This window comes from Glycomyces buryatensis (assembly GCF_004912275.1).
Lineage (GTDB): Bacteria > Actinomycetota > Actinomycetes > Mycobacteriales > Micromonosporaceae > Glycomyces > Glycomyces buryatensis.
This window is the reverse complement of record NZ_STGY01000021.1, coordinates 74,981-91,115: the sequence shown is the minus strand read 5'-3', so window position 1 is coordinate 91,115 and position 16,135 is coordinate 74,981. Positions and strand designations below refer to the sequence as shown.

Annotated in this window: 13 protein-coding genes; 4 read left to right on the top strand and 9 right to left on the bottom strand. The window is 68.2% G+C overall.

The features are described from left to right. Window positions 1-26 precede the first annotated feature (26 nt). From FAB82_RS05395 to FAB82_RS05380, 4 genes are all read right to left on the bottom strand, one after another. A complete protein-coding gene (locus FAB82_RS05395) occupies window positions 27-1,877 on the bottom strand; it encodes an ABC transporter ATP-binding protein (protein WP_136533517.1) in 1,851 nt (616 codons plus the stop codon). Beyond that, entirely contained in the window at window positions 1,877-3,685 is a 1,809-nt protein-coding gene (locus tag FAB82_RS05390; protein WP_211116389.1) for an ABC transporter ATP-binding protein, read from the bottom strand. Before FAB82_RS05390 ends, FAB82_RS05395 begins: the two co-directional genes overlap by 1 nt. A gap of 152 nt (window positions 3,686-3,837) precedes the next feature. Then, window positions 3,838-4,581, bottom strand: coding sequence for a tyrosine-protein phosphatase (locus FAB82_RS05385; RefSeq protein ID WP_136533516.1), 744 nt, complete (start codon window positions 4,579-4,581; stop codon window positions 3,838-3,840). A 40-nt stretch (window positions 4,582-4,621) separates the two neighbouring features. Further along, window positions 4,622-5,839, bottom strand: a complete 1,218-nt coding sequence (locus FAB82_RS05380; protein WP_136533515.1) for a DUF349 domain-containing protein — start codon at window positions 5,837-5,839, stop codon at window positions 4,622-4,624. Between the two features lie 100 nt (window positions 5,840-5,939). Between FAB82_RS05380 and miaA the strand changes: the two genes are divergently transcribed. Further along, window positions 5,940-6,956 (top strand): tRNA (adenosine(37)-N6)-dimethylallyltransferase MiaA, encoded by a 1,017-nt coding sequence (gene miaA / locus FAB82_RS05375; protein WP_136533514.1) that lies wholly within the window; start codon window positions 5,940-5,942, stop codon window positions 6,954-6,956. Here miaA and FAB82_RS05370 read toward each other — a convergent pair. From FAB82_RS05370 to nadA, 5 genes are all read right to left on the bottom strand, one after another. Further along, window positions 6,928-7,923 (bottom strand): aldo/keto reductase family protein, encoded by a 996-nt coding sequence (locus tag FAB82_RS05370; protein ID WP_136533513.1) that lies wholly within the window; start codon window positions 7,921-7,923, stop codon window positions 6,928-6,930. The genes miaA and FAB82_RS05370 overlap by 29 nt on opposite strands. 63 nt (window positions 7,924-7,986) lie before the next feature. After that, window positions 7,987-9,069 (bottom strand): WG repeat-containing protein, encoded by a 1,083-nt coding sequence (locus FAB82_RS05365; RefSeq protein ID WP_136533512.1) that lies wholly within the window; start codon window positions 9,067-9,069, stop codon window positions 7,987-7,989. A 210-nt stretch (window positions 9,070-9,279) separates the two neighbouring features. Further along, entirely contained in the window at window positions 9,280-9,927 is a 648-nt protein-coding gene (locus FAB82_RS05360) for a DUF3043 domain-containing protein (RefSeq protein WP_168801429.1), read from the bottom strand. A 192-nt stretch (window positions 9,928-10,119) separates the two neighbouring features. After that, window positions 10,120-11,460, bottom strand: coding sequence for a UDP-N-acetylglucosamine 1-carboxyvinyltransferase (gene murA / locus FAB82_RS05355; protein ID WP_136533604.1), 1,341 nt, complete (start codon window positions 11,458-11,460; stop codon window positions 10,120-10,122). Between the two features lie 314 nt (window positions 11,461-11,774). Further along, complete coding sequence (gene nadA, locus FAB82_RS05350; RefSeq protein WP_136533510.1) at window positions 11,775-12,941, bottom strand: quinolinate synthase NadA; 1,167 nt, start codon at window positions 12,939-12,941, stop codon at window positions 11,775-11,777. Window positions 12,942-13,083: 142 nt separating this feature from the next. Between nadA and FAB82_RS05345 the strand changes: the two genes are divergently transcribed. The 3 genes from FAB82_RS05345 (at window position 13,084) to erpA (ending at window position 16,130) form a co-directional block, all read left to right on the top strand. Beyond that, a complete protein-coding gene (locus tag FAB82_RS05345; protein WP_211116387.1) occupies window positions 13,084-14,412 on the top strand; it encodes an RNA-guided endonuclease InsQ/TnpB family protein in 1,329 nt (442 codons plus the stop codon). 120 nt (window positions 14,413-14,532) lie between these two features. Further along, complete coding sequence (locus tag FAB82_RS05340) at window positions 14,533-15,645, top strand: glycerate kinase family protein (protein ID WP_211116386.1); 1,113 nt, start codon at window positions 14,533-14,535, stop codon at window positions 15,643-15,645. Window positions 15,646-15,764: 119 nt separating this feature from the next. Further along, window positions 15,765-16,130, top strand: coding sequence for an iron-sulfur cluster insertion protein ErpA (gene erpA / locus FAB82_RS05335; protein ID WP_136533508.1), 366 nt, complete (start codon window positions 15,765-15,767; stop codon window positions 16,128-16,130). Window positions 16,131-16,135: the final 5 nt, after the last annotated feature.

The window sequence follows — 16,135 nt, the reverse complement described above, 5'->3', positions numbered from 1 at the left end:
CGGGGGCCGACCCGGCCAATCGGGCATCACACCAGACTGTCCGCCCACTGGCGGTGGAGCGTCGCGTACTCGCCTCCAGATTCGATCAGCGAATCCGGGGTGCCGTCCTCCTCGATGACGCCCTGGCTCAGCACCAGGACCCGGTCGGCGATCTCCACCGTCGAGAGGCGGTGGGCGATGATGATCGCCGTCCGGTCGGCCAGGATCGTGCGGAGCGCCCGCTGCACCAGCCGCTCCGAGGGAATGTCCAGCGAGGACGTCGCCTCGTCCAGGATCAGGACCCGCGGATCGGCCAGGAACGCCCGCGCGAAGACCACCAGCTGGCGCTGGCCGGCCGAAAGCCGCCCGCCCCGCTTGCGCACGTGCGTGTCGTAGCCGTCGGGAAGCGCCTCGATGAACTCGTGGGCGCCGACCACCTTGGCCGCCTCCACGATCCGCTCGCGGCTCACCCCGGGCATGCCCAGTTCGATGTTCTCCGCGATCGTGCCGTTGAACAGGAAGTTCTCCTGGGTGATCATGACGACGTTGGCGCGCAGGTCGGCCTCGGAGAGATCGCGCAGGTCCACGCCGTCGAGCGAGACACTGCCCTCCCGCGGGTCGTAGAAGCGGCTCACCAGCTTCGCGATCGTCGTCTTGCCCGCGCCGGTGGCGCCCACCAGCGCGACCGTCTGTCCTCCCGGTATGCGGAGGTTCAGATTCGGCAGGACCTGCTGGTCCTCGCGGTAGTGGAACCCGACGCCGTCGAAGCGGATCTCGCCCCGCGGCGACGCGATCTTCTGCGGCGCCTCGGGTTCGGGCACGTCGATCTCCTCGTCCAGGACACCGGAGAGCTTCTCCAGCGCCGAGGTCGCCGACTGGAGCACGTTGTAGAACTGCACCAGTTCATTGAGCGGGTCGAAGAATCGCTTCATGTACAGCAGGAACGCCGCCAGGACACCGACCTCGGTATTGCCCTGCATGACCTGCCAGCCGCCGAACAGCAGCAGCACCACGGTCGCCAGGTGGCCGATGCCGCGCATACCGCCGGACATGAACGCGTTCTGCTGGTGCCCCTTGGCCTGCGCGAATCGGTTGTCGGTATTGAGACCGGAGAACAGCTCCCGGTCCCGGTCCTCGCGCCGGTAGGCCTGCACGGCCCGCACCCCGCCCATCGACTCCACGAAGTAGACGATGAGGACCGCGACGGTCTCGCGCGCCTTGCGGTACGCGATCGCCGAGACCTTCGAGAACCAGCGGCCCAGCATGAGCATCAGCGGGAACGTCAGCAGCGTGACGGCGGCCAGCAGCGGGTCGATCACCAGCATCACCACGGTGATCGTGACGACGTTCATCGCCGCCATGACCAGGTCGTCCACGCCGTTCTCGGTCAGTTCCCGGATCGACTCCATGTCGGCGCTCTGGCGCGCCGTCACCCGGCCGGACGTGAAGCGCTCGTGGAAGGCCACCGACAGCCGCTGGAACTTCCAGAAGATGCGCTTGCGCAGCTCGTAGAGCATCGTGTTGCCGACCTTGGACGACTGGACGATGTAGAGCCGCACGCAGACGTACTCGATGATCGACGCCGCCGCGAAGGCGATGCCGACGCCGATCATGACCGAGTAGTCGCCGTGGTCGGCGATCGCCGGAATGCCGTGGTCGATCCCGAACATGACCAGGATCGGCGTGGACATGCTGCCCAGGACCTGGACGGTCAGAATGCCGACCAGGAACCAGATCGAGCGCTTGTGGGGCCGCATCATCGACCCCAGCAGCTTCCGGCTGGCCGTGCGCAGCTGCCGGATGGACTCCTCGTCCTCGAGCTCGGCGCTGGTCCGGTCCGCCTCGGCGGACTCGGAGCGGCCGCGCCAGGACGCGTGCTTGTCGTTCTGCACCACCATTACGCGGCCACCTCCTCAGATTCCGCCGACAGCACGTCGACATAGGCGGGACTGGACTCCATCAGCTCCGAGTGCCGACCCACCGCCGCGATCCGGCCCTCGTGCAGCAGCGCGACCCGGTCGGCCAGTGCCACCGTCGAGGGACGGTGCACCACGATCAAGGCGGTGGTCCCCTGGAGGACCTGCGCCAAGGCGCGCTCCACCAGTTCCTCGGTGTGCACGTCGAGCGCCGACAGCGGGTCGTCGAGGACCAGCACCGCCGGCTTCACGACGACCGCGCGCGCCAGGGCCAGGCGCTGGCGCTGCCCGCCGGAGAGCGAGAGCCCCTGCTCGCCGATGCGGGTGTCGAGCCCGTAAGGCAGGTCGTAGACGAACTCAGCCTGCGCGACCCGTACGGCCTCTTCGAGGTCGTGCTCGTCGGCGCCGGGACGGCCGAGCGCCAGGTTCTCGCGCACGCTCATCGAGAACAGCGTGGCCTCTTCGAACGCGGTGGTCACGACGTGGCGCAGGCTCGCGAGTTGCAGGTCGCGAATGTCGGTGCCGTCCAGGGTGATCCGGCCGCCGGTCGGGTCGTTGAGTCGGGACGGCAGGGACACGAGTGTGGACTTTCCGGAGCCGGTCTTGCCCGCGATGGCCACGGTCTCACCGGGTCTGACGGTCAGGTCGACGCCCGCCAGGATCTCCCGGGGGTCGTCGTCGAAGGCGAAGCGGACGTTCTCGAAGACGAGCTCGCCGTTCACGTCGGACCGTTCGACGGCGCGGGCGCCGGGCCGGTCCTGGATGGCCGGTTCGGTGTCGAAGACCTCGTAGACGCGGTCGGCGGCCGTCATGGCCTCGTTGCCGTGGGCCATGACCCAGCCCGATGCCTCGATCGGCCACAGCAGGGCGAGCTGCAGCATGATGAACGCGGTCAGGTTGCCGATCGTCATCTGGCCGTTCGCGACCAGGATCGCGCCGAACACCAGGACCGCGCCGAGCGCGGCCGAGGCGATGGCGCCGAAGGCCGACCAGGAGCGGGAGGCGATGACGCTCTTGCGGATGCCCCGCTCGCGCAGTTCCTTGGCCTCGACGTCGAAGCGCGAGGCCATGAGCGGGCCCCGTCCCAGTGCCTTGATGGCCCGGATGCCGAGCGCCGATTCCTCTGCGGCACTGGAGACCTCGCCGGACTGGTCCTGCTCGGCCCGGGCGGCCGGCAGGAAGTCGCGGAAGAAGGCCCGTCCGATGAGGAACAGCGGGATCGCGGAGGCGATGGCGATGAGCGCCAGCCGCCATTCGATCCACAGCAGCTGCGCCAGGATGATCGTGATCATCCCGATCGAGGTGATGGCGAAGACCAGGCCGCCGGCGAAGAAGCGGCGGATCATGCCCAGGTCGGTGGTCACGCGCGAGAGCAGCTGGCCGGTCTGCCAGCGGTCGTGGAATCCGGTGTGGAGCTTCTGCAGGTGCTCGTAGAGGGCCGCCCGAAGGTCGGCCTCGATGGCCATCGCGGTGGTCGTCTGGAAGTAGCGCCTGACCAGGTTGATCAGGGCGTCGGCGGCGCCCAGGCAGCCGATGACGGCGACGAGGGGCCACAGCCGCGAGAAGTCGCCGTCGTCGATGGGCCCGTCGATCGCCCGGCCGACCAGCGGCGGGATCGCGAGCCCGGAGATGATGTTGAGGAGCACCAGGGTCCACAGGATTCCGAGGCGGACCCGGTAGGGACGCAGGTACTTCTTGATCCGCCACAGGTTCGTCAGGGCGGTGGGCTCGGTAGAGGGATCGTCTGAGTCTGAAGTGCCGGTGGATTTTCGTTTCGTCTTTGCCCGCACTGTGCACCCTCCTGTCGCCCACCGCCGTCGGTTTCGCGGTGGGCAGGTTCCAACCAATGACCGTAAGCGGTTTCTGTGGTCGGGTGCAACTGATTTTCTAGCCGCGCGGCTAGGAGAATTTGTACGGGTTTCGGATGGCGTTGGGGCGCTTGCTATTCGAGCAGGCGCTCCCGCAGCAGGTCGGCCTTGTTGAACCCGGCCGCGATGGCGTAGTTCTCCAGGGAACCGAAGCGGTCGTTCATCTCCGCGATGGTCTGGCGCATCGCCTCGGCGGGGGTGCTCAGGCCGCCGTCGATCTCGGGCTTGCCCCAGGTCGCGTCGCGGTAGGCCCGCCACCGGGCGATGCCCACGTTCGACAGCTCGTAGTCGGCGGCGATGTCGTCGTCGCTCACGCCCAGGATCGACAGCAGCACGGCCGCGAGGATCCCGGTGCGGTCCTTGCCGGCCATGCAGTGGAAGACCACCGGCTCGCCCCGGGCGATGACGTCGAGCGAGTCGCTTATCGACTGGTAGCCGGCCTCCAGCATCCCCGAGTAGCGGTGGCGCAGGAACCGCACGATCTCGGACTCAGCGGAGCCGGACGGGTAGTCCACGCCGATCAGCTCCCACTTGATGTGGAGCAGTTCGAGGTGGTGGAACGTGACGGAGTCGATCTCGGGGAAGCGGCCCGTCGCCTCGAGCTCTTCGTGGCGGCGCAGGTCGATGACGTGGCGGATGCCCAGCTCATTGACGACGCGGTCGAGATCGGCCGCGGTGGCGCTGCCGAAGTTGTCGGAGCGGAAGACGATGCCGCTCTTCACCTTCGCGCCGTCGGCGCCGTTCCAGCCGCCGACGTCGCGGAGGTTGAAGATCTGCTCGGTGGGAATGAACTGCGGGGGGAGGAAGTCGGGGGACATGCGGTCTCCTACTTCGCCCCCTCGGCGATTTGCAACCGTGTCACTTGGTTCCCTCCGCAAGCTCCAGGAACTGCCTCTTGCTCGTCAGGTCCGACTCGGCCTTCTTGATCCGGCCGGCGTTGCCGTCGGCCTTGGCCCGCTCGAGCTTCTCCTCGGCCTCGGTGACCTGCTGGCGCATCTGGAGCAGCAGCGGGTTCTCGTCGACCGGGACCTTGCGCCAGGCGGTGTCGAGCGCGTCGCGGAGCTTGTCCTCGACATTGCGCAGCCGCCGCTGGAGCTTGGCCTGGTTCTTGCGCGGGACGGCGCCGGCGTCGTGCCAGCCGGCCTGGATCTCCCGCATGGCGGCCTGCGCGGCCTTGGGGTCGGCCGCGACGTCGAGCGCCTCGGCCTTCTTCAGCAGCTCTTCCTTGGCGGCCTGGTTGGCCTCCAGCTCCGCGTCGCGGGCGGAGAAGACCTCGGAGCGGGCGTTGAAGAACACGTCCTGCGCGGCCCGGAACCGCTTCCAGGCTTTCTGCTCGGCATCGGGAGCGAGGCGTCCGGCGTCCTTCCACTCGGCCATGAGGGCCTTGAGCCGGTCGGCGGTGGGGCCCCAGTCGGTGGAGGTCGACAGCTCCTCGGCGGCGGCGATGAGCTCTTCCTTCTTGGACGCGATGACCTTGCGCTCGGAGTCGAGCTGGGAGAAGTAGGCGCCGCGGTGGCGGGTGAAGGTGTCGCGGGCGGTGGAGAACTTGCGCCACAGCTTCTGGTCGGTCTTGCGGTCGACGCCGTGGATGGCCTTCCACTGGTCGATCATCTCGCTGAAGCGCTGCCCGGAGGCCTTCCAGTGGCTGTCGCGGGAGGCCAGCTCCTCGGCCTCGGCGACCAGGGCCTCCTTGGCCGCGATGGCCTCGGTGCGCTCGGCGTCCTTGGCGGCCTTGAACTCGCCGACCTTGTCCTCGGCGTGCTTGGACAGCGTGTCCAGGCGGGCGCCGAGTGCGTCGACATCGCCGACGACCGCCGCGGTCTCCAGGCTCTCGCGGAGCTTGCGCAGCTGCGAGGCCGCCTGCTCCACGTCGGCCGAGTCCGAGTTCAGGCGGGCGGCGATGAGATCGACTTCGACCACCAGGTCGGCGTATTTGCGCGCGAAGTGCGCCAGCCCCTCGTCGGTGGAGCCGGCCTGCCACGAGCCGACCGCGCGCTCGCCGGAGGAGGTTTTCACGTAGACCGTGCCTTCGGCGTCGATGCGGCCGAAGCTGGTCCAGTCTCCGAGGTCACTCATCGCGGTAATCTCAAATCCTTCACACGAACTAAGGGACGTATTTCCCGTACCTTACGGTGGTTGCCGGGTCGCTGCCAGCCGGGTCCGTCTACCTCGACGGATGAAACGCGCGAATCTACGCGATCCAGAATTCCAGGGCCAGGCGCGCCTGCCTGCCCGAGCGAACCGAAGGGGTATTCAGTTGGCAAGTGGAGGCAGCTCCCCCACCCTACCGCCGCCGGTGATCGCGGTCGTAGGCCCCACCGCGGCCGGCAAGACGGCGCTGTCCGTCGCGCTCGCCGAAGCGTGCGACGGGGAGGTCGTCAATGCCGACTCGATGCAGCTCTATCGGGGCATGGACATCGGCACCGCGAAGATCACCGAGGCCGAGCGCCACGGGATTCCCCACCACGTCTTCGACGTCCTCGACGTCACCGAGGCCGCCGATGTGGCCCGCTACCAGGCCCTGGCCAGGGAGGCCATCGCCGACATCCGCTCCCGCGGCAAGCGGCCGGTGCTGGTCGGCGGCTCCGGCCTCTACGTCCAGGCCGCCCTCGACGAGATGGACTTCCCCGGCACCGACCCCGAGATCCGGGCCCGGCTCGAAGCCGATCTCGAACGGATCGGCTCCGACGCGCTGTGGCACCGCTTGCGGGAGGTCGACCCCGCGGCCGCGAAGGTGATCCTCCCCTCCAACGGGCGCCGCGTGGTGCGCGCGCTCGAGGTGGTGGAGCTGACCGGTTCGTTCACCGCGAGCCTGCCCGAACCCAAGGCCCACATCGAGGCGGTCCGCATCGGCGTCGACCTCGACACCACCGTCCTGGACGAGCGCATCGAGCGCCGCGTCCGCACGATGTGGGAGGCCGGGCTGCTGGACGAGGTCCGCGAGCTGGAGGCGCAGGGCCTGCGCGAAGGCCGGACCGCCTCGCGCGCGCTCGGCTACCAGCAGGTCCTGGCCCACTTCGCGGGGGAGTACGACGAGGACGAGGCTTTCGAGCGGACCGTTCGCGGCACCCGCCGCTTCGTGCGGCGCCAGCGCTCCTGGTTCAAAAGGGACGGCCGCATCGAATGGTTCGATGCGGCCGACCCGGAGCTTGTCTCGAAGGCGATTACGCGCGCGGTCTCGGCGCCGTCGTGAGGTTGGGGTCGGTCTTGGCGACCGGCTCCAGGAGCTCGTTGATCTTCGCGTAGGTCTCGGCGTCGAGCTTGACGCCGGAGGCCTTGACGTTCTCCTTGACCTGCTCGGGGCGGGTCGCGCCGATGATGGCGGCGGAGACGTTCGGGTGGTGCAGGACCCACGCCAGGCTCAGCTGGGCGATGCTCAGGTCCAGGCCCTCGGCGATCGGGGCCAGCTGCTGGACGCGTTCGAGGGTCTCGTCGCCGAGGAAGCCCTCGACGAAGCGGCCGTACTTGGGGTCGGCGCCGCGCGATCCCGCGGGGGCGGCCTGGCCCGGCTTGTACTTGCCGGTGAGGACGCCCTGCGCCAGCGGCGACCAGACGATCTGGCCTATGCCCAGCTCCTCGGAGGCCGGGATGACCTCGGCCTCGATGACCCGCCATAGGGCCGAGTACTGGGGCTGGCTGGAGACGAGCTGGATGTTCAGGTCCTGCGCGAGCGCGTGGGCGCGGCGGATCTGGTCGGCGGTCCACTCGGAGACGCCGATGTAGTGGGCCTTGCCGGCTCGCACGACGTCGGCGAACGCCTGCATGGTCTCGTCGAGCGGGGTCTCGACGTCGAAGCGGTGGGCCTGCAGCAGCTCGACGCGGTCGGTCTGGAGGCGGCGCAGGGAGTTGTTGATCGACTCCTTGATGTGCTTGGTCGACAGGCCGCGGTCGTTCTTGCCCTCGCCCATGGGCCAGTAGACCTTGGTGAAGATCTCCAGGCCGTCGCGGCGTTCGTCCTTGAGCGCGCGGCCCAGGACCTCTTCAGCGGCGCCGTGCGCGTAGACGTCGGCGGTGTCGAAGGTGGTGATGCCCTCATCGAGCGCGGCCTGGACGCACGCGACGGCGGCGTCCTCTTCGACCTGTCCGCCGTGGGTGATCCAGTTGCCGTAGGTCAGTTCGGAAATGACGAGGCCGGAACGGCCGAGATGACGAAACTCCATGCTGAAGAGATTACCTGCCGCACGGCTAGCGTCAACGAAACCAACGTCACAAGAGCTGAACTCCTAGAGCGGACCGTCGTCGATGGAGACCGCCGCGTCGAGCGTCCGGGCCGCCTCGGCTCTGTCCATTCTGGGTGGACGTATTTCGGCGCCGTCGAGTCCGGCGGTGCCCCAGGAGTAGCCGTCCATCGAGACGAGGAACCCGGCGGGATGGACGGCGATGTGCTGGTAGCGGGGCGGGATGACGATGCGTCCGGACTTGTGGACGACGCCGTAGCGGCCCCGCTGCCCGGCCACGGCGACGCCGCCGACGAAGCCGAGCACATTGCGCCCGTCCACGGTCGGCGTCTCCAGCGAGTCGTAGAGCATCGGGACGACCACGGTGCCGTGCTTGTCGATCGCGCCCCAGTCGCTCTGGCGGACCGCCGCGACGCCGCCGCGGAAGTCACCCGCCTGCGTGAACGCGGCCTTGACGACCGGGCGCCCCTCGGGCCCGAGATAGCCGTAGCGGCCGGAGGGCTGATCCTTGAACAGGTCGGGCGCGGGGTGCCCGGCCCGTTCGGCCCAGCCGCGCGGGGGAGGCCCGAAGCCGCCCTTGGCGGCGCGCTCCTCGGCGAGGTCGAGGCCGGTCTCCACGATCTGCATGACGAAGTTGTGCGGGTTGTACTCGCTGGCGCGTTGCAGGTGGATGAGCGCCTCGGTGACGCGGCCCTGGGCCAGGCAGGACAGCGCCGCGTAGGCGCGGGCGGCGCCGGTGAGGGTGCGGGGGAGTTCGCCGGCCTCGGCCAGGGCGAACAGGCCGTCGGCCTCCTCGAAGTGGCGCTGGACGCGCTTGACCTGGGCGAGCCGGGCCCTGGCGGGGGCGAGGAGGAGGTCGGCGCCGATGGCCTCGGCGTATTTGACGGCGGCGGCCGCATCGATCTCGGCGCCGTCGAAGTCCCCGAGGACTCGCAGGATGACGGCGCGGACGCCGAGCAGCCGGGACTGGTCGGCCTCGGACGCGTGGCGGGCGAGCCGCACGGTGGCCTCCTCGCGGAGCTGCGCGAGGGCCGCGGCGTCGGCGATCGAGTGGCGCATGGTGGCCCGATCGAGCGGTCCGAGGGCGCGGACCAGCCCGGTCCGCAAGTCCGCCGCGACATCGACCACGTTGACTACTTTCCGGGGTAACGGAGGGTTACGACATACAGATTAAGGCATCGGGGTCCGTCTCGGGAGGGGTGAGTGGGCTGGGATCGGGACGGTTCGCCTGGCACGTCGAGTCGGGGCCGATCCGGACCCCTGCCCGGTCCGGGTCGGCGGGCGGGGCGCCGGTGTTCCACCGGTACTACTTGACCCCGTGCCTATTCGACGCTCTGCCTACTTGACGACTTGCCCGAGGTCGTCCTCGGTGGCCTTGTAGCTCATGCGCGGGCGCGGGTTCCGCATGGAGCGGAACATGATGGAGCGCTGGATGGCGTACCAGTACAGGCCGGGCTTGCGCTGCGTGGTCTTGGGGAACCGCTTCATGACCAGGCGCCACACCTTGCGGCACAGGAAGTACGAGTCGACGGCGAAGCCGAGCATCATGGCGGCCCACACCAGCATGAGGATGTTGACGTAGGCGGGGAAGACGTTGGTGGCCAACAGGAGCGCCATCGTCAGGGCGAAGAAGTACTGGGCCACGGTGCGCCGCGAGTCGACCAGGTCGCGCACGAGCAGGCGCTCGGGGCCGCGGTCGCGGGGCAGGTGGTACTTGTCGAAGAGCGGGTCGCCCTTCCACTGGCCCTCGGCGATGCGGGCGCGCTCGGCCCGGATATCGGCCTTGGCCTGCGACTTCTGCTCCTTCGAGAGCGGCGCGGACTTCTGCTGCGCGCGCTTTTCCTTCGAGGTCAGCGGGGGGTTCACCGGCGGGCGAGCCTTGGACTGGGTGGGCCGCTTGGGCGTGGCCTTCCCCTTCTTGTCGGTCGCGGAGACGGGCTTGCTCTCTTCGACGGCCGGGGTGGCTTCGGCGGACTTCTTCCCCACGGGACGATCGCCCTTCCTACATTCGGGACGGCATGCTGTCTTTCCAGCATACCCAGGGTCACGGCGACGTCGATGCCAGCGGCTCCGGCTCGGGCCTCCGGTAGCGATGGCGCAGGCCGGGCCGATGACGGCCCGACCTGTGTCGACGGTTAGACGGGTGGTCGCCCGCTTTTCGCGGGTGATGCCCGTCGTCTAGTTCGCGGCGGCCGCGACCGGCGCGGGGCGCTCGATCTTGGCGCCCAGGCCCTCGAGCTTCGCCTCGAAGTTCTCGTAGCCGCGGGTGATGTAGCGGTCCACGCCGTAGACGCGGCTGGTGCCCTCGGCCGCCAAGGCGGCGATGAGGTGGCTGAAGCCGGCCCGCAGGTCGGGGATCTGGAGGTCGGCGGCGTGCAGCTTCGAGGGCCCGGCGATGACGGCCGAGTGCAGGAAGTTGCGGCGGCCCCAGCGGCACGGCGTGCCCCCCAGGCAGTCGGAGTACAGCTCGATGTTCGCGCCCATCTGACGCAGCTCGCGGGTGTAGCCGAGACGGTTCTCATAGACCGTCTCGTGCATGATCGACAGGCCGTCGGCCTGGGTCAGCGCCACCACGATCGGCTGCTGCCAGTCGGTCATGAGCCCGGGGTGCACGTCGGTCTCCAGCGCGACCGGCTTGAGCGGCGTGCCGGGGTGCCAGAAGCGGATGCCGCCGTCGACGGGATCGTCGTCGACCTCGTAGGCGCCGCCGATGGAGCGGAAGACGTTGAGGAAGGTCATCATGCTGGCCTGGTTGGCGCCCCGCACGTTCACGCTTCCCTCGGTGGCCAGCGCGGCCGATGCCCAGGAGGCGGCCTCGATGCGGTCGGGGAGGGCCCGGTGGGTGTAGCCCTTGAGCTCCTCGACGCCGACGATCTCGATGACGCGGTTGGTGTGGACCTTGATGATCGCGCCCATCTTCTGCAGGATGCAGATGAGGTCGATGATCTCCGGTTCGATGGCGGCATTGCGCAGCTCGGTGGTGCCCTGGGCCATGACGGCGGTGAGCAGGACCTGTTCGGTGGCGCCGACGGAGGGGAACTCCAGCTCATAGCGGATGCCGTGGAGGCCGTCGGGGGCCGACAGGTGGGTGCCGTCGACGCTCTTCTCGACGTGAGCGCCGAACTTGCGGAGCGCGTCGAGGTGGAAGTCGATGGGGCGGCCGCCGATATTGCAGCCGCCGAGGTCGGGGATGAAGGCGCGGCCGAGACGGTGCAGCAACGGGCCGCACAGCAGGATCGGGATGCGGCTGGTGCCGGCGTGGACGTTGATCTCCTCGACGCCGGCGGATTCGACGGAGGTGGGGTCCATGTAGAGCGTGTCGCCGTCGAGCGCGACATCGACGCCGTGGACGCGCAGCAGTCCGGTGACGACCTCGACGTCCCGGATGGCCGGGACGCTCTTGAGCACCGACGGGGAGTTGCCGAGTAGCGCCGCGACCATCGCCTTGGAGACAAGGTTCTTGGCGCCGCGGACGTGGACCTCGCCTTCGAGGGGGGTGCCGCCATGGATGATCAGCATGTCTTCTTGAGGGGGGGCGTCGGTGCTGCTCAACAGGTCTCCTCTGGGATGGAGTTCAGGTGCAAGAGCCGGGAGGCGTCACGGTCCGCTGGCGGCTCCGCCAGGCCCGGACGTTCGACGAATCGTCGCCCAACGATAACGGAACAGCCACCGCGAATACCCCCAGGTAGCGACCTAACCCACGGTGATCATCCGCACCCCGCGGGCATGCAACCCGGGGTGGCCGCAACTCGTGTATCTCCTCTTTGTGAGCCACAAAGGACGGCGCCCGGTCACGCGGGATTCTCCCGCGTGACCGGGCGCCGGAAAGATCGCTACGGCAGGGCGAGCATCCGGTCCAGGGCGGCCCGGGCGTATTTGGCCGTCTCGACGTCCACCGTGATCGGGTTGGGGACTCGGCCGGCGACGAGTTCTTCGAGCGCCCACACCAGGTGGGGCAGGTCGATGCGGTTCATCGTGGAGCAGTAGCAGACCGTCTTGTCCAGGAACGAGATCTTCTTGTCCGGGTGCGCGTTCGCCAAGCGCCGCACCAGGTTCAGCTCGGTCCCCAGCGCCCACGAGGAGCCGGGCTCGGCCGCGTCCAGGGCCTTGATGATGTACTCGGTCGACCCCACGTAGTCCGCGGCCGAGACGACCTCGTGCGTGCATTCGGGGTGGACCAGGACATTGACCTCGGGGTCGAGGCGGCGCATCTCCTCGACGGATTCGAGCGTGAACCGCCCGTGCACCGAGCAGTGGCCCTTCCACAGGATGATCTTGGCGTCCCGCAGTTCCCGCTCGGTGAGCCCGCCGTTCGGCTTGTGCGGGTTGTAGAGCACGCAGTCCTCGAGCGAGAAGCCCAGTTCGCGGACCATCGTGTTGCGGCCCAGGTGCTGGTCGGGCAGGAACAGGACCTTCTCGCCTCGCTCATAGGCCCACTTCAGGGCCCGCTCGGCGTTCGAGGAGGTGCAGACCACGCCGCCTTCGCGGCCCACGAAGCCCTTGATCGCGGCGGTGGAGTTCATGTAGGTGACCGGGACGGTCGCCTCGGCGATCCCGGCCCGCTGGAGGTCCTCCCAGCACTGTTCGACCTGGGAGGCGGTGGCCATGTCGGCCATGGAGCAGCCAGCGGCCAGGTCGGGCAGGATGATCTGCTGGTGGTCGCCGGTGAGGATGTCGGCGCTCTCGGCCATGAAGTGCACGCCGCAGAAGAGGATGTACTCGGCGTCGGGGCGGGCCGCGGCCTGCTGCGCGAGCTTGAACGAGTCGCCGGTGACGTCGGCGAACTGGATCACCTCGTCGCGCTGGTAGTGGTGGCCGAGGACGAAGACGTTGCCGCCCAAGGCCTCCTTGGCCGCCTTCGCGCGTGCGACCAGGTCGGGGTCGCTGGGCGCGGGCAGCTCGCCGGGGCAGTCGACACCGCGCTCGGAGCCGGAGTCGGTGCCCCGCCCGAGCAGCAGGAGCGCGGTCTGAGTGGGAGCAGGTTCGTTGAAGCCCGTCATCTGTTTCTCCTGATGGATACCCCGGTGTTCAAACTGGGGGAGGAAATCATAGTTGATTGCTCGCTCGACTGTCCCGTGTCAACTGGTCTGTTCGACACGTTAGCCGCAGAAAGTGTCACACCCGGTTTTTATTATCGTGAGCGTGACAGTGAATCACATCCGATATCAGTACCGGATCTATCCGACACCAGGTCAGCGGATCATGTTGGCCAGGACGTTCGGTTGCTGTCGCACGGTGTGGAACGACGCGCTGCGGATCTTCCGTGCCGCCTACCAGGCGGGTGAGGATCGGCCCGCGTTCGGGGCGGTGACCACTGCGGTGACGGTGGCCGCGAAGCGGAGGCCGGAGCGGTCGTGGCTGGGTGAGGTTTCGTGTGTGCCGTTGCAGCAGTCCATGCGGCAACTGTATGCCGCGTTCGGAAACTTCTTCGACTTCTTGTCAGGGAAACGCCAGGGCCCGAGGGTCAATCCGCCGCGATTCAAGCGGCGTTCTGCGCGCCAGTCGGCTGAGTTCACCCGAAATGGATTCCGGTTGCGCGAGAACGGGAAGCTGTATCTGGCGAAGATCGGTGAGGTCAAGGTCGCCTGGTCGCGTGAACTGCCGTCAGGGCCGTCGAGTGTGACGGTGATCAAGGCCGCCGACGGGAAGTACTTCGTCTCGTTCGTGGTCGCCGTGGATGGCGCGCCGCTGCCCTGTCTCGGGGAAGACGCGGTGGTTGGGATCGATCTGGGCCTGAGTGCGTTCGCGGTCACGAGTAGTGGGAAGCGGATCGAGTCGCCGAAGTTCCTGCGCCGGGCCGAGCGGAAGATCAAGAAATATCAGCGGGCAGTGTCCCGCAAACAGCAGGACTCGAACAATCGCCGGAAGGCGAGCTTGAAGTTGGCGAAGGTCCATGCCAGGGTCGCAGCGCAGCGTCGCGACTTCATCGAACAGGAAACGACACGCCTCGTGCGCGAGAACCAAGTGCTCGCGGTGGAGACGTTGAATGTCAAAGGCATGGCCACCAAAGGAATGCACCTCGGCAAGAGCGTGCACGACCAAGCATTGGGCATGTTCCTGTGCGTGCTGGCCGCGAAGGCCGCCAGAGCGGGGCGGACCGTGATCGCGGTCGACCGGTTTTACGCGTCCACGCAGATCTGCTCGGCGTGTGAGGCGACGACCGGGCCGAAGGGCAAGGACGAACTCCATATCCGGGAGTGGACGTGCACCGCATGCGGTGCGGTCCATGACCGGGATGTGAACGCTGCAATCAATATCCTGCGGGAGGGCTTGCGCCTGATCGCTGAAGTCGAACAGCTCGCCGCTGGACACCGAAAGGCCCGGAACACGCTTCCGGGAGCGGAGAGTGAAAACGCCTGTGGAGACCGTGTATCAAAGACCGGCTCAGTGTCGGCAGTGGTCGAAACCCCCAGTCATGGGGAAGAAGCAGGAACCCGTGCAGAACCGGACAGTCGAGAGACCTACCGGTAGATGTGAAATCCTCTCCGTTCGCGGAGGGGAGGAGGTCAAAGTTGCACGTCCGGGCGGCAGGTGCACCTGGGGATGGCAAGCGATTACACGCAGTTCCGGGGCATCGACTACCCTTTTCGTGTGCGCATCCTCATAGCTCCCGACAAGTTCGCCGGAACGCTCACGGCCGCCGAGGCCGCCGCCTCCATCGCGGAAGGCTGGCTGCGTTCAAGGCCCGACGACACCGCCACCGAGCTCCCCCTCGCCGACGGCGGCCCCGGCTTCATCGACGTCCTCGAAGCGGCCATCCCCACCGCCACCAGGCGAACCGTAGACACCCTCGACCCCCTCGGACGCGCCGTCAAGGCCGACTACCTCCGCGACGGCGACACCGCCTACATCGAATCCGCCGCCGCCTGCGGACTCCACCTCCTCACCCCCGCCGAGCGCGACCCCCGCCGCACCACCACCTACGGCCTCGGCCTCATCATCGCCGCCGCCATCGAGACCGGCGCCAAGCAGATCGTCGTCGGACTCGGCGGCTCCGCCACCAACGACGCCGGCGCCGGCATGCTCACCGCCCTCGGCTACACCTTCCGCGACGCAGCAGGCGAACCCATCGGCTACGGCGGAGCCGCCCTCGCCGCCGCCACCAGCGTCGACGGCCACCTCCGCACCAGGGACGTCCGGTTCATCGCCGCCACCGACGTCGACTCGCCCCTGCACGGACCGGTCGGCGCCACCGCCGTCTTCGGACCCCAAAAGGGCCTGCGACCCGAAGACCAGAAGCAGCTCGAGCACGCCTTGATGGTCTTCACCTCGATCTGCGAACGGGACATCGGCTACCTCCACGCCGCCGAACAACCGGGAGCCGGCGCCGCGGGCGGCCTCGGCTACGCCTTCAACCTGCTCGACGGACGCCGAGAATCCGGCGCCCGACTCACCTGCGACGCCGTCGGACTCGACGCCGCCATCGCCGCAGCCGACCTGGTCATCTCCGGTGAAGGCTCCTTCGACTCCCAGAGCCTGCGCGGCAAGCTCGCCGCCGAGGTCGCCTCCGGCGCGGCCGCCCACGGCAAGCCCTGCCTCGTCCTCGCCGGACGCTCGGAAGTCGACTCCCACCCCGACCTCGCCGGTGTCTATTCCGTCACCGACCTGCTCGGCAGCGCCGCAAAGGCGATGAAAGCCCCGGCCCAGGGCCTGAGCGCGCTGGCAGAGCAAGTCGCCCGCCAATGGATAGCCAACCGGGCTTGAACACAGATCCCTCACGCAAGCGCTCGGGAATAGAGACGAGCTCAGTCCCGTTGGGTACTGTTGTCAGGTCGAAGAGACCCGATCGACGCCGTTGATCACAAGCAAAGGGAGCTAGCACTGTGAGCGCTACCCAGCAGGCCGAGGACGTCAAGGACACCGCCACCGGCGTGGTGCTTACTGACCAGGCCGCCAGCAAAGTCAAAACCCTGATCGAGCAGGAGGGCGAGGAGAACCTGCGCCTGCGTGTCGAGGTCAGCCCCGGTGGTTGTTCCGGTCTGCGCTACGGCCTGTTCTTCGACACCGACAAGCGCGAGGCCGACGTGATCCAGTCCTACGACGGCTTCGAGGTCATCGTGGACAAGATGAGCCTTCCGTACCTGATCGGCGCGAGCATCGACTTCGCCGACCGCATCGACGCCCAGGGCTTCACCATCGACAACCCCAACGCGCAGGGCAGCTGCGCCTGCGGAGACTCCTTCCACTAGGCCTC